The organism is Actinomadura rubrisoli, assembly GCF_004349215.1.
Lineage (GTDB): Bacteria > Actinomycetota > Actinomycetes > Streptosporangiales > Streptosporangiaceae > Spirillospora > Spirillospora rubrisoli.
The window spans coordinates 1-19,477 of the sequence record NZ_SMKU01000034.1 but is presented as its reverse complement, the minus strand read 5'-3'; the positions used below and the strand labels follow the sequence as shown (position 1 = coordinate 19,477).

The 19,477-nt window shown below is 74.7% G+C and carries 15 protein-coding genes; 11 read left to right on the top strand and 4 right to left on the bottom strand.

Translation table 11 applies throughout. The annotated features are described in order from the left end of the window. Positions 1-46: 46 nt before the first annotated feature. The gene (locus E1298_RS10000) at positions 47-1,558 is read left to right on the top strand and encodes a M20/M25/M40 family metallo-hydrolase (RefSeq protein ID WP_131891543.1); all 1,512 of its coding nucleotides are present in this window, start codon (positions 47-49) and stop codon (positions 1,556-1,558) included. A 60-nt stretch (positions 1,559-1,618) separates the two neighbouring features. On the opposite strand, the gene E1298_RS09995 is transcribed toward E1298_RS10000, so the two are convergent. Both E1298_RS09995 and E1298_RS09990 read right to left on the bottom strand, forming a co-directional pair. Next, entirely contained in the window at positions 1,619-2,428 is an 810-nt protein-coding gene (locus E1298_RS09995) for an SAM-dependent methyltransferase (RefSeq protein WP_131891540.1), read from the bottom strand. Positions 2,429-2,431: 3 nt separating this feature from the next. Further along, on the bottom strand, positions 2,432-3,754 hold the full coding sequence (locus E1298_RS09990) for a PP2C family protein-serine/threonine phosphatase (RefSeq protein WP_165975391.1): 1,323 nt from the start codon (positions 3,752-3,754) through the stop codon (positions 2,432-2,434). A 130-nt stretch (positions 3,755-3,884) separates the two neighbouring features. On the opposite strand from E1298_RS09990, the gene polA reads away from it, so the two are divergent. Beyond that, entirely contained in the window at positions 3,885-6,518 is a 2,634-nt protein-coding gene (gene polA / locus E1298_RS09985; RefSeq protein ID WP_207944541.1) for a DNA polymerase I, read from the top strand. A 27-nt stretch (positions 6,519-6,545) separates the two neighbouring features. On the opposite strand, the gene E1298_RS09980 is transcribed toward polA, so the two are convergent. Next, positions 6,546-7,235, bottom strand: coding sequence for a sulfotransferase family protein (locus tag E1298_RS09980; protein ID WP_131891532.1), 690 nt, complete (start codon positions 7,233-7,235; stop codon positions 6,546-6,548). A 166-nt stretch (positions 7,236-7,401) separates the two neighbouring features. Between E1298_RS09980 and E1298_RS09975 the strand changes: the two genes are divergently transcribed. The 8 genes from E1298_RS09975 to E1298_RS09940 all read left to right on the top strand — a co-directional run bounded on the left by E1298_RS09975 (position 7,402) and on the right by E1298_RS09940 (position 17,954). Then, positions 7,402-8,946: a class I adenylate-forming enzyme family protein gene (locus tag E1298_RS09975; protein WP_243725493.1), complete on the top strand. Its 1,545-nt coding sequence runs from the start codon at positions 7,402-7,404 to the stop codon at positions 8,944-8,946. A 91-nt stretch (positions 8,947-9,037) separates the two neighbouring features. Next, complete coding sequence (locus E1298_RS09970) at positions 9,038-10,666, top strand: NAD(P)-binding domain-containing protein (RefSeq protein WP_207944540.1); 1,629 nt, start codon at positions 9,038-9,040, stop codon at positions 10,664-10,666. A gap of 5 nt (positions 10,667-10,671) precedes the next feature. After that, a complete protein-coding gene (locus E1298_RS09965; RefSeq protein WP_131891529.1) occupies positions 10,672-11,736 on the top strand; it encodes an alpha-hydroxy acid oxidase in 1,065 nt (354 codons plus the stop codon). Beyond that, positions 11,730-13,226 carry a cytochrome P450 gene (locus E1298_RS09960; RefSeq protein ID WP_207944539.1) on the top strand — a complete coding sequence of 499 codons (1,497 nt, stop codon included), beginning with the start codon at positions 11,730-11,732 and terminating at the stop codon, positions 13,224-13,226. The genes E1298_RS09965 and E1298_RS09960 overlap by 7 nt, the downstream gene beginning before the upstream one ends. Then, positions 13,189-14,550, top strand: coding sequence for a cation:proton antiporter (locus E1298_RS09955; protein WP_131891526.1), 1,362 nt, complete (start codon positions 13,189-13,191; stop codon positions 14,548-14,550). Before E1298_RS09960 ends, E1298_RS09955 begins: the two co-directional genes overlap by 38 nt. A 72-nt stretch (positions 14,551-14,622) precedes the next feature. Next, positions 14,623-15,306: a response regulator transcription factor gene (locus tag E1298_RS09950; RefSeq protein ID WP_207944538.1), complete on the top strand. Its 684-nt coding sequence runs from the start codon at positions 14,623-14,625 to the stop codon at positions 15,304-15,306. Beyond that, positions 15,303-16,562, top strand: coding sequence for a sensor histidine kinase (locus tag E1298_RS09945; RefSeq protein ID WP_207944537.1), 1,260 nt, complete (start codon positions 15,303-15,305; stop codon positions 16,560-16,562). The genes E1298_RS09950 and E1298_RS09945 overlap by 4 nt, the downstream gene beginning before the upstream one ends. A gap of 96 nt (positions 16,563-16,658) precedes the next feature. Then, complete coding sequence (locus E1298_RS09940; protein ID WP_131891523.1) at positions 16,659-17,954, top strand: phosphodiester glycosidase family protein; 1,296 nt, start codon at positions 16,659-16,661, stop codon at positions 17,952-17,954. Positions 17,955-17,984: 30 nt separating this feature from the next. Here the strand turns inward: E1298_RS09940 and E1298_RS09935 are convergent, their stop codons facing one another. Beyond that, on the bottom strand, positions 17,985-19,268 hold the full coding sequence (locus E1298_RS09935; RefSeq protein ID WP_131891520.1) for an MFS transporter: 1,284 nt from the start codon (positions 19,266-19,268) through the stop codon (positions 17,985-17,987). Between the two features lie 26 nt (positions 19,269-19,294). On the opposite strand from E1298_RS09935, the gene E1298_RS49385 reads away from it, so the two are divergent. Next, positions 19,295-19,477: hypothetical protein (locus E1298_RS49385; protein ID WP_207944536.1), on the top strand; the 183-nt coding region annotated here is incomplete at its 3' end.

Genomic DNA, 19,477 nt, shown 5'->3' with positions numbered 1-19,477 from the left:
TGTCAGGATTCGGGAGCTTTGTCCCCCCATCATCGGAGACCGAGTCATGCGCAAAGCCGCGCTAGCGTCGCTCCTCGGCCTGTCGCTCGCCGCCACCACCCTGACGGCGGCCGGCGCGCAGGCGGCCCCGGCCCCATCGAGGCTGGCCGCCCTCGTCACGCTCAAGGCCGTCCGCCACCACCAGGAGAACCTGCAGAAGATCGCCGATGCCAACGGTGGCAACCGGGCCGCCGGGCTCCCGGGCAACACCATCACCGTCAAGTACATCGCGGACCAGCTCAAGCGGGCCGGGTACGCGCCGAGGGTCCAGAAGTTCCCGTTCGACTTCTGGCAGGAGACCGCGGAGCCGGTGTTCGCCGAGACCGCGCCGACCCCGCGGACGTTCGCGCCGCGCACCGACTTCGGGACGCTCCAGTACTCCGGGTCGGGCGATGTCACCGCCGCCGCGACGGCCGTCGACCCCGGCTCGGCCGGGACGGGCAGCGGGTGCGAGGCCGCCGACTTCGCCGGCTTCCCGAAGGGAGGCATCGCGCTGATCCAGCGCGGCGGCTGCCTCTACGCCGACAAGGCCGGCAACGCCGTCGCCGCGGGCGCGTCGGCCGTGGTGATCTATCAGCGGCCCGACGTGGAGGGCCCGGTCGCGGGGACGCTGACCAAGCCGTTCGCGATTCCGGTGGTCGGACCCACCAACGCCATCGGCGTGGACCTCGTCCGGCAGGCCCAGAAGGGCGGCCTGACCCTGCGTGTCAAGACCGCCACGCTGAACCAGAAGAAGGAGACGGCCAACGTCGTCGCCGACACCCCGCGCGGCCGCGCCGACAACGTGGTGGTGATCGGCGCGCACAACGACAGCGTCACCGCCGGTCCCGGCATCAACGACGACGGCTCGGGCACCGCGACGCTGCTGGCGATGGCGCAGCAGATCGGCAAGCTCGGCGGCAAGGTCCGCAACCAGGTGCGGTTCGCGTTCTGGGGCGCCGAGGAGGAGGGCCTGCTGGGCTCGCAGTACTACGTCGACCACCTGCCGAAGGCCGACCTCGACAAGATCGCGCTGAACCTCAACTTCGACATGCTCGCCTCGCCGAACTTCGTCCGGTTCGTCTACGACGGGGACAACAGCACCGGCGGCAACAACGTCGAGGCGCCCGACGGGTCCGGGGCGATCGAGAAGGAGTTCAACGACTACTTCACCGGACGCGGGCTGGCGACCGACCCGACCAACTTCGATGGGCGGTCGGACTACAACGCCTTCATCACCGCGGGCATCCCCGCCGGCGGCATCTTCGCCGGCGCCGAGGGGGTCAAGACCGCGGCGCAGGCCGCCCGGTACGGCGGCACCGCGGGCAAGCCGTACGACCCGTGCTACCACCAGGCGTGCGACCGCTACGACAACGTGAGCCTCACCGGCTTCGACGAGATGATCGACGGGACCGCCGCGGCCACCGAGGCATTCGCCTACAGCACGCTGACGGTCAACGGCAACGAGTTCGCCCGGAAGCGCGCGCAGAACAAGGGCGCCGCCAAGCCCGGACAGTACGGCCTTTACACGACGAGCTGACCGCTCGCCGGAGGGGCGCGCCCGGACGGGCGCGCCCCTTTCCGCATTGACCGGCGGGCCTCAGGGCTTGCGGCCCACGCCGGCCAGGAACCAGAACCGCGACGGGTCCTCGGGCACGTCGTCGGGGGAGTCGGGGCGCCACAGCGGGCCGCGGACGAGGCCGGGCTCGACGACCTCGAACCCGGTGAAGAACCGCATGATCTCCTCCTCGCCGCGGAGCGTGGCCTGCGCCCCCTGCGAGACCGCGCGGTGGTAGACCTTCGCGACGGCCTCGGCGGTCTGCGTCCGGTGCGTCCCGTGGCTGATGACCAGGTGGCTGCCCGGCCGCAGCCGCTCGGTGAGCGCGGCGAGGATCGCGCCCGGGTCCAGCGTGTCCGGGACGAAGTGCAGGACGGCGACCAGCAGCAGCCCGACCGGCTCCTTGAAGTCGATCATCTCGCGGGTGACGGGATGGTCCAGGATCGCCGCCGGATCGGTCAGGTCGGCCTGGACCACGCCCGCGTTCGCGTTGCCGGCCAGGATCGCGCCGCTGTGCGCGACCGCGACCGGGTCGTGGTCGACGTAGACGACGCGGGCCCGCGGGTCCACCCCCTGGACGATCTCGTGGACGTTGCCCTGGGTCGGGATGCCCGAGCCGATGTCCAGGAACTGGCGGACGCCGGCCTCGGCCGCCAGGTACCGCGTGGCCCGGGCCAGGAACGCCCGGTTGGCGGCGGCGAGGACGCGCGCCTGCGGCTCGATGGCCTCCACGGTCCGGGCGACGTCCCGGTCGGCGGAGAAGTTGTGGGCGCCCCCGAGCAGGTAGTCGTAGACGCGCGCCACGCTCGCCTGGCTCGGGTCGATGCCGGATGTCCAGTCGGTGTTGACCACGGGCTACCTCTTCCTCGGTGGTTTCCTGGGGCGGACGAGCATCACCGTGACGTCGTCCTCGTTCGGCCCGGTGACGAGCTTGTCGATGATCGCGGCGCACGCCTCGTCGAGCCCGGCGGCGGAGTCGGCGAGCGCGGCCCGCAGCGCGGTGAGGCCGGCCTCCAGGTCCCGGCTGCGGGACTCGATCAGGCCGTCGGTGTACAGGACGAGCGTCGTCCCGTCCGGGACGGCGATCCGCACGTCCTCGTAGACGGTGTCGCCGAGGCCGAGCGGCAGCCCGGGCGGGGTGTCGACGACCTCGCAGCCGCCGCCGGGGCGCAGCAGGATCGGCGGGGGATGGCCCGCCCGGCCGATGACGCCCGTCCGGGTCCCGGTGTCCAGGACGGCGCACGCGCAGGTGGCGAACTGCACGGGGCCGAGGCCGGGCGCGATGCGGTCCAGCCAGCCGAGGATCCGCGCCGGGCCCATGCCGAGCATCGCCAGCGTCCGCGCGGCGGCGCGCAGCTGCACCATCGCCGCGGCCGCCGCCGAGCCGTGCCCCATGGCGTCGCCGATGACGAGCGCGACCCGCCCGGCGCCCAGCGGGATGATGTCGCACCAGTCGCCGCCGACGAGGTTGGTGTGCCCGGCGGGCACCGACCGGTGCGCGACCTCGATGCCGGGGACGGTGGCGGGCGAGGCCGGCAGCAGCCCGGCCTGCAGGGCCCGCGCGGCCGCGCGCTCGCGCTCGTACCGGCGGGCGTTGTCCAGGCAGCCGGCGGCGAGCGCGGTCAGCTCCTCGGCGACGCGGATCTGCGCGGCGGTGAACGGCCCGGAGGCGGAGTCGCGGGCGAACGCCACGAACCCCAGGACGGACCCGCCGGTCCGCAGCGGGACGAGGAGGAAGTCGGCCAGCGTGTCCAGCCGGTCCCGGGCGCTCGGGTGGGCGGCGGCGCGCTGGTCGGGCGGCAGCTCGGCGAACCGCTGGACGGCCCCCTCGCGGACGCACGCGGCGTAGACGGTGTCGGGCGGGAAGACCAGGACCTCGCCCGAGGGGAAGCAGTCCTCCAGGTTGAAGTCCGAGGCGCCGACCGCGATCCGCCGCGCCTCGACCGACCTGGACCGGGACGGACGGACGAGCTCGTCGCCGACGATGAGGTGCTCGGCCACGTACACGCCGACCGTGTCGGCGAGGCCGGTCAGCACCACCTCGACCAGGTGCCGGGCGACCTCCTCCAGGTCCAGGGTGCTCGCCATCCGGGCGCCGGCCGTGGTCAGCAGGCTCAGCCGCGCGATCACGTCCCGGCCGGTGCCGCACCGTCCCTCGGCCCCGACATCAGCGTCCACGCCTCGTGCCTCCCGCTGGAAGGTCAGGTGAACCGCAAGCGTAGCGATCGTCCGGGTCTGCTCTGATTTGTACGTGTTGACGGCCCCTTCGCGGTCCGTCCGAAAGCCGCCGGATGGCAGGATGGGACCCATGACCGACCGGCCCCGGCTGCTGCTCCTGGACGGCCACTCGCTGGCCTACCGGGCGTTCTACGCGCTGCCGGTCGAGAACTTCAGCACCACGGGCGGCCAGCCCACCAACGTGCTGTACGGATTCGCCGGCATGCTGGCCAACGCGCTGCGCGACGAGCGGCCCACGCACGTCGCCGTCGCCTTCGACGTGTCGCGGCGGACGTTCCGCACCGAGGCGTTCCCCGAGTACAAGGCGGGCCGCGCGCGGTCGCCGGCGGAGTTCGGGAGCCAGCTCGCGATCCTGGACGAGCTGCTCGCGGCGATGAGCGTGCCGGCGGTCCGGGTGCCCGGGTACGAGGCCGACGACGTCATCGCGACCCTCGCCACGCAGGCGGAGGGCGACGGCTTCCAGGTGCTGATCATCACGGGCGACCGGGACGCGCTCCAGCTCGTCGGCGAGAACGTCACCGTCCTGTACTTCTACCGGACGGCCTCGGAGATGATCCGCTACACGCCCGCGCTCGTCCAGGAGAAGTACGGCCTGACCCCGCGCCAGTACCCGGACTTCGCGGCGCTGCGCGGCGACCCGTCCGACAACCTGCCGGGCATCCCGGGCATCGGGGAGAAGACGGCCGCGAAGTGGGTGCGCGAGTTCGGCTCGCTGGCCGCGCTGGTGGAGCGGGCCGGGGAGGTGAAGGGCAAGGCGGGCGAGCGGCTGCGCGCCGCGCTGGACACGGTGACGCTGAACCGGCGGCTGACCGAGCTCGTCCGCGACCTGGAGCTCCCGGTCACGCTGGGCGACCTGCGGCGCCGCCCCTACGACCTGGCCGCCTTCACCGCGCTGCTGGACGAGCTGGAGTTCCGCAACGCCAGCCTCCGGCAGCGGCTCTTCGCCGCCGACCCGGGCGGCGGGCGGCCCCCGGACGCGGACGCCCCCGCGCGGCTGAAGGGCCGCGAGCCGGCCCCGGACGAGCTGGCCGGCTGGCTCGCCGCGAGTGCGACCGGCCTCGTCGGGCTGGCCGCCGACTGGACCTGGGAGCGCGGGACGGGCCGGATCGACCGGATCGCGCTCGCCGCCCCGGACGGCCGCGCCGCGTCGTTCGAGCCGTCCGCGCTGACCGGGGGCGACGAGCGGGCCTTCGCGGCCTGGCTGGCCGACCCGGGCCGCCCGAAGGCGCTGCACGACGCGAAGGCGCTGCTGCGCGTTCTGCCCGAGCACGGCTGGCGCCTCGGGGGCGTCGCCGCGGACACGGCGATGGCCGCCTACCTCCTGCTCCCCGGCCTGGCCGCCTACGGGATCGCCGACCTGGCGGCCCGCCACCTCGGCCGCCGCCCGGCCGCCGACGGCGCCGCCGGGACGATGCTGCGCGCCGGGGCCGTCCTCGACCTGGCCGGCAGGTTCGGCGCCGAGCTGGCCGACACGGGCATGGACGCGGTGCTGGCCGAGGTGGAACTGCCGCTGTCGGCGCTGCTGGCCCGCGCCGAGCGCGCCGGGATCCACGTGGACGAGGCGCTGCTGCGCGAGCTGGAGGAGGAGTTCGCCGCCGGGATGGAGCGCGCCGCCGACCAGGCCGCCGGCATCGCCGGGCGCCGGTTCAACCCCGGCTCGACCAAGCAGCTCCAGGAGGTCCTGTTCGGCGAGCTGGGGCTGCCGAGGACGAAGAAGATCAAGTCCGGGTACTCCACCGACCTGGACGCGCTGACCTGGCTGGCCACCAAGACCGGCAACGGGCTCCCGCAAGTGCTGCTGCGCCACCGCGACCTGGCCCGGCTCCGCACCACGGTGGCCGGCCTCATCCGGGAGATCGGCGCGGACGGCCGCGTCCACACCGCCTTCCAGCAGACCGTCGCCGCGACCGGCCGGCTCACCTCCACCGAGCCGAACCTCCAGGTCATCCCGATCCGCACGGCGGAGGGTCGGCGGATCAGGCGGGCGTTCGTGCCGGGCGCCGGCTTCGCGTCGCTGATGACCGCCGACTACGGCCAGCTCGAACTGCGGGTCATGGCGCACCTGTCCCAGGACCCGACGCTGCTGGCGGCGTTCGCGTCCGGGGAGGACCTGCACACCACGATGGCCGCGCGCGTCTTCGGCGTCGCACCGGACGCGGTCACCCCCGACCGGCGCCGCAAGATCAAGGCGATGTCGTACGGCCTGGCCTACGGCCTGTCGGCGTTCGGCCTGGCCAAGCAGCTCGGCATCGCCGTGGCGGAGGCGCGCCCGCTGATGGACGCCTACTTCGAGCGCCTCGGCGGCGTCCGCGACTACCTCGACCACGTCGTGGCCGAGGCCCGGGCGACCGGCTACACCCGCACGCTCCTCGGCCGCCGCCGCTACCTGCCCCACCTGTCCAGCGACAACAGGCAGCGCCGCGAGACCGCCGAGCGGATGGCGCTGAACGCCCCCGTCCAGGGCTCGGCCGCCGACATCGTCAAGATCGCGATGCTGCGGGTGGACGAGGCGCTCGCCGCCGGCGGGCTCCGCAGCCGCCTGCTCCTCCAGGTGCACGACGAGATCGTCCTGGAGGTCGCGCCGGGCGAGCGGGACCGGGTGGCCGAGCTGGTCCGCGAGCGGATGACGACGGCGTACCCGCTCAGCGTTGGCCTGGAGGCCGCGATCGGCTCCGGCCCCGACTGGGACGCCGCCGCCCATTAGCGGGCGGCGCGGGCGGGGGAGGGCGGCTCAGCGGCCGAGGACGATCAGCCGCAGGAGCCGGCCGGGGCGCTTGCGCTGGAACGCCTCGCGCTCGTTGACCCTCGGGAAGGGCTCGTCCGGGACGGGGACTCCGAGGAACGCGCACAGCGGCTCCCAGCCCTCCCGCACGTCGAACACCAGCAGCCGTTCGGGCGGGACCACCGCCTTCACCTCGGCGACATGCCGCTCGAACACCTTGAGGGCGTGCGCGCGGTCGTCGATGCGGCCGTCGAAGAGGCGGTCCACGACGGTCGCCCTCATCATCTGCGGGAAGAGGGCGAAGTCGGGGACGCGGCGCGCGACGAGCCACCGGATGACGCGGCGGCGCGCCGGCAGCGGCCCCCGTTCGGCCATCGCGCTCGCGAAGATGGTCGAGGTGACGCTGTCGTACCACCGCTCCGGGTCGCGGACGGTGAGGACCACCTTCGCGGCGGGGTAGCGGTCGGCCAGCTCCCGCCAGTAGGCGGCGGCAGGCCAGTCCACCGCCGAGGGGAACCCGGCGAACACCGCGTCCCAGTCGGCGTCAAGGCCCTGCCCGATGTCCCTCCACTGCCGGACCCGGAAGGGCTCCGCGATAACGGTCCGCATGTGGTAGCACGGGCCGAGGCCGAGCATGTCCAGGGCCTCCCTCAGCGACGCCGTCCCCGTCCGGCCGAATCCGGCTCCGATCACCTTCATGCCGTGCTCCTTCCCCGTGGTCCCGGATGCGGCCCCGGCACCGCTCTGATCTCGTTCTGATCTCGTTCTGATCTGCGCCGCCTAAGGTCGCGGTGGACGACGAGCCGGTCGCGCGACGACTCCGCGCCACGCGACCGGCTCTCCGGCGACGCAGAGGAGTCGAACGTTGCGCGACACAATCGGGCCGCCCTTCCCGCAGGCCCTGCTCGGCGCGCTGCGGGAGGCGCCGGGGAGCCCCGCCTTCGAGCAGGGGTCCCGGACGGTCTCGCGCGGCGAGCTGCTGGAGCTCGTCCGCCGTCTCGCGGGCGCGATGCGCGCGGCCGGGCTCGGCCCGGGCCGGGCCGTCGCGATCCGCACCGCCGTCTCGCCGGAGGCGTTCGCCGCCCATATCGCCGCGCACACGCTCGGCTGCCGCGTCGTGGGGGTCCGGCCCGGGTACACCGCCGGGCAGCTCGCTCATGTCCTCAGCATGGACGTGGACGCCGTCCTGGTCGACCCGTCGACCGCGGCCCCGGAGCTGTCGCGGGCCTCCGGACGGCCGGTGCCGCTGCTGTCGCTGGGGCCGTGCCCCGGCGCCGACGACCTGCTGACCCGCCCCGGCGACGGGGGGTCGCTCGACGTCGCCGCCCAGCCGGACGCCGTCGCCGCCCTGATGTTCACCAGCGGCAGCACGGGACGGCCCAAGGGCTGCGCGATCACCTACCGGGCGCTGAGCGAGCACTGGGCGTGGCAGCCGCGCGCCTGGTCCCCGGTCGCGGCCGAGATGGCCGCCCGCTTCGAGCGCTACCTGCTGTTCGGCACCCTGGCCAGCATGGTCGTCTTCGAGTTCCTGGGGCTGTGCCTGCTCGGCGGCGGCACCGCCGTGATCCCCGAGGACGACGGGCGGCCCCTGTTCCCGCACGCGATCGAGCGGTACGGGATCACCGGCTCGATCGTGACCGTCCCGAAGCTGTGCCGGATGCTCGACCTGCTCCGGGACGAGCCGTCCCGGGCGCAGGACGGCGTCGGCCGGCTGCGCGCGCTGATGGTCTCCGGTTCGCCCATCGGCCCCACCCGGCTCGCGGAGGCCGCGGACCGGCTCGGCCCCGTCGTCTACCAGGGGTACGGGCAGACCGAGGCCGGGTCGATCTCGATGCTCACGCCCGACGACATCGCGGGCGGCTCGCCCCGCGTCCTCGCCTCGGTCGGCCGCCCGCACCCCGGCATCGAGATCACCGTCCGGGACGAGCGGGACCGCGAGGTCGCCCCGGGCGGCACGGGCGAGATCCACGTGCGCGCCCCGTCGCTGATGTCGGGCTACTGGGGGATGCCGGAGGAGACGCGCGACACCCTCCGCGACGGCCGGCTGCGCACCCGCGACCTCGGCCGCCTCGACGCGGACGGCCTGCTGCACCTCACCGGCCGCACCCGCGACGTGATCATGGTGAACGCGATGGTGGTGTACGCCGGGCCGATCGAGCGGGTGCTCGCCGCCCACCCGGGCGTCGCCGAGGCGTACGTGGCCGGGGCGCCGGACGAGGCGACGGGCGAGGCCGTCCACGCGTTCGTCGTCCCGGCGGCCGGAGCCGTCCCGGACCGGGGGGCGCTGGCCGCGCTGGTCCGCGCCGAACTGGGCGACGACAGCGTCCCGAGCACGTTCACGGTGGTGCCCGGCGTCCCGGTGGCGGCGGGCGGGAAGCCCGACAAGCGCGCGCTCCTGCGCCTGCTCTGATCCGCTCCGGTCCCGTTCTGATCATTCTCTGAGATTCCTCCGCCAGCCTTGATGTTGTCCGTTCAATCACTTAGCCGTACGGAGGGGTGCCGTGCCGGACAACGCCCTGGACTACCTGGTGATCGGCGCAGGCCCGGCGGGCCTGCAACTGGGCCACTTCCTGGAGAGGACGGGACGGAGGTATCTGATCCTGGAGGCGGGGCCCGCTCCCGGCACGTTCTTCCGGACCTTCCCCCGCCACCGGCAGCTGATCTCGATCAACAAGAAGCACACCGGGACGGCCGACCCGGAGCTCAACCTCCGGATGGACTGGAACTCGCTGCTGTCGGACGACCCGTCCCTGCTCTTCACCCGCTACAGCGACCGCTACTTCCCGTCCGCCGACGACATGGTCCGCTACCTCGCCGACTTCGCCGCCGCCACCGACCTCAAGATCGCCTACGGGACCCGCGCGGTCCACGTCACCCGCGCCGCGGCCTCCGCCGCCGACGGCCGGAGCGACCGGGACCGGACGGGCGCCTCCGGCGAGGGCCCGTTCCTGGTGACCGACGAGCACGGCCGGGTCCACGAAGCGGACCGGCTCGTCGTCGCGACCGGGGTCGGCATGCGGGCCAACATGCCGCCGATCCCGGGGATCGAGACGGCCGACCCCTACAGCACCGCCTCCACCGATCCGGCCGACTACCTGAACCAGCGGGTGCTGATCATCGGCAAGGGCAACTCGGCCTTCGAGACGGCGGACAACCTCGTCGAGACGGCCGCGGTCGTCCACGTCGCCGGGCCGCGCTCGGTCCGGATGGCCTGGCGCACCCACTTCGTCGGGCACCTGCGCGCGGTCAACAACAACTTCCTCGACACCTACCAGCTCAAGTCCCAGAACGCGGTGCTGGACGGGGAGGTCAGGCGGATCGAGCGGGAGCCCGGCGGCGGGTACCGGGTGACGGTCGCCTTCGTCCGCGCGAACGAGGTCACCAAGGACATCCCCTACGACCGGGTCATCGTCTGCACCGGGTTCCGCTTCGACGCCTCCGCCTTCGCAGATGAGCGGTGCCGGCCGGAGCTGACGATCGGCGACCGCTTCCCGGCGCTCACCCCGGCCTTCGAGTCGGTCAACGTCCCCGGCCTGTTCTTCGCCGGGACGCTGACGCAGTCCCGCGACTTCAAGCGCGGGACGAGCGGGTTCATCCACGGCTTCCGGTACGGGGTCCGGGCGCTGCACAACATCCTGGAGACCAGGTACCACGGCGCCGCCTGGCCCGGCCGCGACCTCCCGGCCGATCCCGGGGCGCTCGCCTCGGCGGTCATCGAGCGGGTCAACCGGACGTCCGCGCTGTGGCAGCAGTTCGGCGTGCTCGCCGACGCCATCGTCCTGGACGGCCGGGGCGGAGCGCGCTACCTGGAGGAACTGCCGGCCGACCTGGACGAGCCGCCGCTCGGCCCGAGCGCCGGCGGGCATTTCAGGATCACGCTGGAGTACGGGCCCGACCACGACAAGACCGACCCCTTCGACGTCACGGTCGGCCGCATCGCGCAGAGCGACGCCGAGCGCGCGGACGAGGGCCACTACCTGCATCCGGTGGTCCGTTACCACCGGCCCGGCGCGCCCCCGGCCGTCCACCACATCACCGAGAACCTTGAGAACGAGTGGACGTCCGAGGAGGTCCACGTCGAGCCGCTCCGGGCGTTCCTCGCCCGCCACGCCGTCCCGGCCGGGGTGTAGCGGCCATGACCGCGACGACGGGCACGCGGCCGCCGTCCACCCTGCGGGGGTTCGAGGCGGCGGCCCGCGCGCGCCTCGAACCGGCGCACTACGACTACTTCGCGGGCGGGGCGGGCGACGAGGTCACGCTGCGGGCCAACGAGGCCGCGTTCGGGCGGCTCACCCTGCTGCCGCGCGTCCTGCGCGGTGCGGGCGTCCCCCGGACGGACGTCACCCTGCTCGGCAGCCGCGCCGCCATGCCCGTCCTGATCGCCCCGACCGCGTTCCACCGCCTGGCCGACCCCGAGGGCGAGCGCGCGACCGCGCGGGCGGCGGCCACCACCGGGACGATCATGATCGTGAGCATGGCCGCCACGGTCGGCATCGAGGCCGTGGCGGCCGCCGCGCCCGGCGCCGCCCTGTGGTTCCAGCTCTACCCGCAGCCGGACCTGGCCTTCACCGAGCGGGTCGTCCGGCGCGCGGAGGCGGCCGGGTGCGAGGCGCTCGTCGTCACGGTGGACTCCCCGGCCCGGGGCGTGCGGGAGCGCGAGGTGGAGCACGGCTTCCACGACCTGCCGGACGGCCTGTGCTGCGAGAACCTGCGCGACGGCGGGCGCGTGCGCCCCCTCGTCATGTCACCGGACATCTCCTGGCGGGACATCGCCTGGCTCAGGGGGATCACGACGCTCCCGATCGTCCTCAAGGGCGTCCTGAACCCGCTGGACGTGCCGCCCGCGCTCGACCACGGCGTCGCGGCGCTGCTGGTCTCCAACCACGGCGGGCGGCAGCTCGACACGCTCCCGGCCACGGTGGACGCGCTGCCCGCGATCGTGGCCGCCGCCGGGGACGTTCCGGTGCTGCTGGACGGCGGCGTCCGGCGCGGCACCGACGCGGTGAAGGCGATGGCGCTGGGCGCCCGCGCCGTCGCGGTCGGGCGCCCGGTGCTCTGGGGCTTGGCGGCGGACGGCGAGCGGGGGGCCGCCCGCGTGCTGGAGCTGCTCCGCGCGGAGGTCGAGCTGGCGCTCGCGCTGTGCGGCTGCGCGTCCGCCGACGACCTCGGGCCGGCCCTGGTGGGGAGGGCGCCGTGCTGACCGCGGCGGCCGTGGCGGTGGCGCTCTGCGCGGTGGCGGCGAGCCTGCCCTGGTGGCTGCCCGGCCGGGTCGTGGCGCTGCGGGCCCGCCTCTTCGCCCGGATCAACGGGGACGAGGGCATCCCCGTCCCCGGCGACCTGATCGGCGTCGACCGGTTCAGGGAGGTCTACTCCCACCCGGCGGCGAACGGGCGGAGCGAGGGCGCCGTCCTGTCCGACCTGTTCTGGTACTGGCTCGCCCCCGGCCCGGAGATCCACCAGGAGCATTTGGAGGCGGGGGAGCGCTACGACGCGGTCGCCCGCGCCACGCGCGGCTTCCTCGCCGTGTCGCGCGCGGAGACCGAGGAGCTCGCCCGCCGCTGCGCCGCCGGGGCGCTGGACGAGCTGGAGCGGCGCGGGCCCCGGCTCGTCCGGCTGCGGGACCTGATGATGCCGGTCTGGGCCGAGTTCTCCTACGAGCTCGTGTTCGGCGAGCCGTGCCCGCGCGCCGCGCGCGACCTGATCGTGGGCAACGCGAACGACGTCGTCACCGCGCTCAAGTGCAGCGGCCTGCGGCACATGGAGCGCCGCCACCGGCTCACCCGCTACCTCGCCGGACGGCTGCCCGACGTCCGGCAGCCGCTCCCGGACGGGCTGACGGACGAGGAGAGCGCGCTGTACCTCCAGGGCGCCTTCTTCAACACGGCGGTCGTCCAGATGTCGGAGGCCATGGCCCACCTGCTGATGGTCCTGGCGCAGCACCCGGACGCGCAGCAGGCCGCGCTCACCGGCGACGACCGCCACCTCGACCGGGTGATCTCCGAGACGCTGCGGCTCTACCCGCTGTTCGGCATCGCCCACCGCGTCACCACCGGCGACATCGAGCTGGACGCGGGCACCACGATCCCGGCGGGCTCGGTGCTGTGCTTCAACTACCCCGAGTTCCACCGCGCGGGCTTCGCCGACCCCGGCCGCTTCGACCCGGACCGCTTCGATCCCGCCCGCCGGGGGGACGGGCGGGCCGTCCGGGAGCTGAACCACATCCCGTTCGGCGTCGCCGCCAACCGGCCGTGCCCGGCCTGGCGGCTGGCGCCGATCGCGATGCGGGCCGCCGCGCGGGAGGTCGTGCGCCGGCACGTCCTCGCCACGTCCGCCTCGCACACCCGGTCCCTGCCCAACCGGGGGCCGTGCCTGCTCGTCCCGCGCGACGCCCCGCACGACGGCCCGCACGACGCCCCGCACGACACCTCGTGCGACCTGCCGCGCGGGGGAGCGCACCGCCCGGTGCTGCTGTTCATGCGGGTCCGCGACCGCTGGGAGGACGTGTGGCGCAGCCTCGTCCAGCTCGTCCTCGGCACCTACATGGTCTGGGACGCGCGGCGGCGGCGCATGTGCGAGCGGTACTTCGCAGCCGCGGGGGCGGACGGCCCCGCGACATCGCGTCCCCTCGTCCGATCACGAGCGGAGGAGCACCATGGCCACCCTGGCCCACGTCGCGGCCGCGGCGACTGACCCGAACCTCAAGCTGACCCTGAAGGTGCTGCCCGCCCTGGTCGTCATCCTGCTGGCCGCCTGGGTCTGCGGGCGGGTCGCGCTGATGGTGATGCAGCCGCGCGTCCTCGGCGAGATGGTCGCCGGCGTCCTGCTCGGCCCGACGCTGTTCGGCGAGCTGCTGCCGGACGCGCAGGCGCACGTGTTCCCCTCCGAGGTCAGGCCCGTCCTGTACGTGATGAGCACCATCGGGCTGACGCTCTACATGTTCCTCGTCGGCGCCGGGCTGGACCACAGCGCGCGGACGCCGGGCGAGGTGCCCCGGGCGGGGGTGCTCGCGATGTCGGGCGTGATCCCCTCGCTGCTGCTGGGCTGCTTCGCCGGTGCCGTGCTGTGGGGGACGCTCTCGCGCCCCGACGTCAGCCGCCTGCAGTTCGCCCTGTTCGTGGGCGGCGCCCTGTCGCTGACCGCGTTCCCGATGCTGGCCAGGATCCTGTACGAGCGGGGCCTGGAGAACTCCCCCCTCGGGCGGCTCTCCCTCATGGCGGCGTCCGTCGACGACGCCCTGGCGTGGTGCCTGCTCGCCCTCCTGTCGGCGCTGCACCTCGGCTCGGGCGTGGGCGGCGCGATGCGCACCATCGCCCTGTCGGCGGTGTTCGCGGTGGTCATGATCGTTGTGGTCGCCCGGCTGCTCCGCCCCCTGGGACGGGACTTCGCCCGGACCGGGGAGATCGGCCCCACGGCGATGTACGTGATCGTCCTCGTCCCGCTCACGGCGGGCTGGCTGACGGACTGGATCGGCATCTACTCGGTCTTCGGCGGCTTCGTGGCGGGGCTGACCATGCCGCGCGACCCGGCGTTCCGGAAGGCGCTGCACGAGCGGATGATGAGCGTCGTCTCGACGCTGCTGCTGCCCATCTTCTTCACCTTCTCCGGCCTGAACACCCACCTCGACGGCATCACCGGCGGCACCATGCTGCTCGCCTTCCTCCTGATCATGGCGGCGGGCTTCTGCGGCAAGTACTTCGGCTGCGCGCTGGCGATGCGGGGGCTCGGGTTCGGGTGGCGCGAGTCCTATGCGGTGGGCGCGCTCATGAACGCCCGGGGGCTGATGATCCTGATCTTCATCAACATCGGGCTGGCGCAGGGCATGATCACCCAGGAGCTGTTCGCGATGCTCGTCCTGGTGGCCGTGATCACCACGGCGTCCGCCGTGCCGCTCTACAAGCTCGCCCTGCCCGAACGGCTTGAGCGCGCGGCCGTCGCGCCCGAACCGGTGCCGCGGGAGGAGGTCGTGGGCGGGGGCGCCGGGCCGCACGTACCGTCCGGGGGAGCGGTTCAATGACCCCGGTGATTGTCCGCAATTGCCCGAACTCTGGAGCTTTGTCGGTGGCGGTGCGACTGTAGCGTCGTGGCCGTGCTCCCCACCACAGCCGACCGTCCCGCCCGCCGGCTGCTCATCGTCGAGGACGACCGCGAGCTCGCGGTGATGCTGGCCGGTCTGTTCGGCGAGCAGGGCTACGCGGTCGACCTGGCCTTCGACGGCCAGCGCGGCCTGCACCTGGCCCTCGGCCGCGGCCACGACGCGCTGATCGTCGACCGCGGCCTGCCGGACGGCGACGGCGCCGAGCTGGTCCTGCGGCTGCGCCGGCGGGCCGTCACCGCCCCGGTCCTGCTGCTCACCGCCTTCGGCGCCGTCGCCGACCGGGTCGCCGGGCTGGACGCGGGCGCCGAGGACTACCTCGTCAAGCCGTTCGAGATCGACGAGCTGCTGGCGCGGGTGCGGGCCCTGCACCGCCGCCACCTCGACCAGGCGCGGATGCTGCCGCTCGGCGCGGGCTGGTTCGACCCCGAGGCCCGGATCGTCCAGCTGCCGGACGGCGAGCGGGTGACGCTGTCGGGGCGGGAGTGCCGGCTGCTGCGCGCGCTGGCGACCCGCCCGCGGCACGTGCACACGCGCGCCTCGCTGCGGCAGTGCGTCTTCGACGGAGCCCGGACGGAGTCGATCGTCGACACCTACGTCTACTACCTGCGGAACAAGCTGGGCCAGGGCGTCGTCCGGACGGTCCGCGGCGTCGGCTACCGCGTGGGGGAGCTGTGAGGCGCGCCGACCCGGACGGGCGCCTGCTGGTCCGGACCCGCCGCGTGGTCACGGCCGAGATCGCGGGCGCGATCTCCCTGCTGCTCGTGCTGACCGGCGCGATGGTGTACGGCGTCACCGTCAGCAGCCAGGAGGGGGCCGCGCGGCGGGAGCTGGCCGCCGCGACGCACGGCGCGTCCGTCGCCCACCCCCCGCCCTGCGTCTGGCTGTTCGAGCTGCGCGGCGACATGGTCCAGAGCTCTCCCGGCGCGCCGACCGCCCTGCCGGTGCGCGCGGCGCTGGCGGAGGGCGCCGCCTCCCGCGAGCCGAAGGTCGTCCGCGCCGAGCTCGGGGGGCACGCCTACCTCGTCCGCACCCAGCGGCGGGGGGACCGGGTCGTCCAGGCGGCGATGGACCTGCGCTACCAGGCCGAGGAGCGGCACCGGCTGCTGCGCACCCTCGCCGCCGCCGAGGTCGCCGGCCTGCTCTGCGCGCTGCTGGTCGGCCAGGTGCTCGCCCGCCGGGCCATCGCCCCGCTCGGCGACGCGCTCGCCCGGCAGCGCCGGTTCGCCGCCGACGTGAGCCACGAGCTGCGCACCCCGCTGACCCGGCTGCACACCCGCGCCCAGCTCGCCGCCCGCCGGCTGCGGCACGGCGCCGACCCCGCGCGCGACCTCGACCAGCTGGTCACCGGCACCCGGCAGCTCGGCGAGGTCGTCGAGGACCTGCTGCTGTCGGCCCAGTTCCGGCAGCTGCGCGGGCTGTTCGGCCCGGTGGACCTTGCCGCCCTGGCCGAGGAGGCCGCCGCCGCCGAGACGGCCCGCGCCGAGGCGGGCGGCGTGCGGATCGAGGTGCTGCGGCAGGGCTCCGCCCATGTCGTCCTCGGCGCCGAGTCCGCGCTCCGACGGGTGCTCTCGGCGCTGCTGGACAACGCCCTCGCGCACACCGAGAGCCACATTTGGGTGGTCGTTTCGGACGGCCCGTCCGGCGTGGTGGAGCTGACCGTCCGGGACGACGGCGTGGGCCTCGACCCGGGGGACGCCGAGGGGCTCTTCACCCGGTTCGCGGGCGGGTCCCGCCGGGGGTTCGGCCTCGGCCTCGCCCTCGTCCGCGAGGTGGTGGACGGCCACGGCGGCACGATCACCGTGGACGGGCGGCCGGGCGGGGGAGCGGCGTTCACCGTCCGCCTGCCCGCCGGCCGGGCCGCCCCGGCCGAGGCGCGCGAGGCCCCGCGCCGGGCGGCCCCCGGGAGCGGCGCGCACCCCATCGCGCCCTGATCGCCCTCGGCCGTTCGCGCGGAACCCGCCACGCCGTCACCCCGGACGCGACATGATCAGCAGGCTCTGGAACTGCTCACGAAGGCGGTGCTCGCGATGAGAGGATGGACGGCCGCGCTGGTGGCGGCGGGTTCGACGGTCGCGCTCTGCGGCGCGGTCCCCGCGAGGGCCGACGGCCCCGGCCCCCCGGACGTCGACGGCGCGGGCTCGGGCGAGCGGCCCGACGCGCGATCGGTGTCTCCCGCGCCCACCCGGCCGGGTGGGCGCGGAGAGCTCCGCTACACCTCCGAGACGCGGCTGTCGTCCGGCGTGGTGTTCAAGACCTACGAGACGTCCGGGATCGGCGGCCGGGTGGTCGGCGACCTGCTCGACGTGGACCTGCGCGACCCGCACGTCCGCGTGGGGCTGCTGCATCCGCCCGCCATCGCCGCCCGCCAGACCGTGTCGCGGATGGCCAATGCGCGGGGCGCCCTCGCCGGGATCAACGGCGACTTCTTCAACATCAGCGAGACCCACCCGGGCGTCACCCCGACCGGGTCCTCGTCCGGCCCGGAGGTGGACGGCGGGCGCGCCCTCAAGGCCGCCGTGCCCGACGGCCAGCGGTTCGGCCCCGCGCTGCCGCCCACCACGTCCGCCGAGGACGTCATCGGGGTCGGCGCCGACCGCCGCGGGCACGTCGCCCGCCTGCACCTGTCCGGGACGATCCGCTCCGGCGGGACCAGCCTGGCGCTGCGCGGCCTCAACCAGTACGCGCTGCCGGTCGGGACCGCCGGGGCCTTCACCGGCGAGTGGGGCACCGTGTCGCGGCTGCGCGCGGTCTGCGGCACCGACACCCGCCGCAACGACCCGTGCGACACCGACGCGGCCGAGGTGACGGTCCGGCGCGGCGTCGTCACCGAGGTCGCGGACGAGGTGGGCGGCGGCGCCATCCCCGGCGACACCACCGTCCTGGTCGGCCGCGGGAAGGCCGCCGGCACCCTGCGCGGGCTGCGCCCGGGGGACCGCGTGCGCGTCCGCTACCGGCTCACCGGGACCGAGCGGTTCCGTTTCGCCATCGGCGGCTTCCCGATCCTGCGCGACGGCGAGCCGCTGGCCGGGCTCGACCCCAAGGGCCCCGCCCCGCGCACCGCCGCCGGCGTGGGCCGCGGCGGCCGCCACCTCTACCTGGTGGTCGCCGACGGCAGGTCGGCGCGCAGCGGCGGGCTGACCGTCGCCGAGCTCGCCGGGCTGCTGGACGAGGCGGGCGCCGACGACGGCATCAACCTGGACGGCGGCGGCTCGTCCGCCTTCGTCGCCCGCGGGCCAGGCGAGCCGTCCGCGACCGTCCGCAACGTCCCCTCGGACGGCGCCGAGCGGGCCGTCGCCAACGGCATCGGCGTCTTCGCCCGCTGACCCGGGCCGGCCCGCCGATGCCGTCCGCGGTCAGGCTTCGGCGGCTCCGGTCACCCGCTTCGAGGCGGCGGCGCCCGGGGTGCTCGGCGCGCCCGGGGACGGGACGGACGAGCGGGCGCCGGACCGGCTGAACAGGCACGCCCCGACGGTGATCGCGCTGACCGCGGCGAGGAACGTCCAGGCCGCGCCGTACCCGGGCCCGTCCACGATCTGCCCGAACGCCCACGGCAGGACGAACCCGCCGACCGCCGAGATCGTGAGCATGAGCCCGACGGCGGTGCCGATGTTCTCCGGGGCGATGCCGCGCATGCCGCCGGGGACGGTCTGCCAGACCGCGAAGACGAAGTTGAACATGAACCCGATGCCGAAGGCCGGGATCCAGAAGGTGTGCGGGCCGGTGAGCGGGACGCAGGCCAGCGCGGCGGCCTCCAGGACGGCCCCGGCGGCGAACAGGGTGCGCGGCGACAGGTAGCGGTCGGCGAGCCATCCCGCGGCGATGCTGCCGGGCACGCCCGCGATCCCGATGAGGAACGCGGCCGCGCCGACCTGGCCGCCCGGCAGGCCGCGGTCCTCCCCGTAGCCGGAGATCAGCTGCGAGGCGGCGAGGTAGGAGCCGTAGGCGCCGAAGAACGCCAGCCCGTACAGCCAGATGTGCTTGTTGAAGAGCGTCTGCCTCAGCCCCTCGCGGGTGAGGTGGGCCCCGGCGAGCGCCCCGGCGCCGCGCGGGACGCGGAAGCACAGCGCGCTGAGCGCGGCGACCGCGAGGCAGAGGACGCCGGCGACGACGGTCGACGTCCGCCAGGTGGTGGCGTCGGTGATGTCGGCGAAGGTGTACAGGCCGAGGGCGGTGCCGACGCTGAAGGCCGCCGACGAGACGCCCAGCGCCAGCGCGTGCCGGTGGTCGCGGAACCAGACGCTGACCGCGGCGATCCCGACCGCGGCGAAGACCGACGCGCCCGCCCCCGCCACCGCGCGCCACACCACCAGCTGCGCGAACGACGTGGAGGTGGCCGACAGCAGCGACCCCGCCGCCTCGATCGCGAGGCCGAGGGCGAGCGTGCGGCGCAGCCCCCACCTGGTGGCGAGCATGCCGCCGGGGATGTGCAGGACCCCGTACGCCGCCACGAAGATCGAGATGAGGAACGCCACGTCCGGGATCGCCTTGCCGAACTCCTCCCCGATCGCGTCGAAGCCGGTGGAGATCGTGAACCAGTTGACCGTCATGGCGACGAAGCCGGCGGAGACGATCGCGAGCATGACCCACTTGGCGTACGGCGGGTCGTTTCCGGGTACGGCGGGGTTCTGGTCGCGCATGGGGAACTCCTTGCGGGGACGGTGCGATGGGTGAACGGACCGGGCGCCCGGAACCGGGATGCGTCAGGCCGCCCGCGCGGTGGGAGCGCGAAATCCAGGAACACCTCGCCGTGGTCCCGGTCGGGGACCACGGTCAGCACACTGGTGGGGTGGTGTCCGCCATGCGGTGGGTGTTCAGCGGTTGGGGTGGGTTCTGGCAGGGGCTGCGG

What these genes read in the sequence shown, in the direction of transcription:
- E1298_RS10000 (WP_131891543.1), top strand. Translation starts at nt 47, where the DNA reads ATGCGCAAAGCCGCGCTAGCGTCGCTCCTCGGCCTGTCGCTCGCCGCC.
- polA (WP_207944541.1), top strand. Translation starts at nt 3,885, where the DNA reads ATGACCGACCGGCCCCGGCTGCTGCTCCTGGACGGCCACTCGCTGGCC.
- E1298_RS09980 (WP_131891532.1), bottom strand. Translation starts at nt 7,235, where the DNA reads ATGAAGGTGATCGGAGCCGGATTCGGCCGGACGGGGACGGCGTCGCTG.
- E1298_RS09965 (WP_131891529.1), top strand. Translation starts at nt 10,672, where the DNA reads ATGACCGCGACGACGGGCACGCGGCCGCCGTCCACCCTGCGGGGGTTC.
- E1298_RS09955 (WP_131891526.1), top strand. Translation starts at nt 13,189, where the DNA reads ATGGCCACCCTGGCCCACGTCGCGGCCGCGGCGACTGACCCGAACCTC.
- E1298_RS09940 (WP_131891523.1), top strand. Translation starts at nt 16,659, where the DNA reads ATGAGAGGATGGACGGCCGCGCTGGTGGCGGCGGGTTCGACGGTCGCG.
- E1298_RS09935 (WP_131891520.1), bottom strand. Translation starts at nt 19,268, where the DNA reads ATGCGCGACCAGAACCCCGCCGTACCCGGAAACGACCCGCCGTACGCC.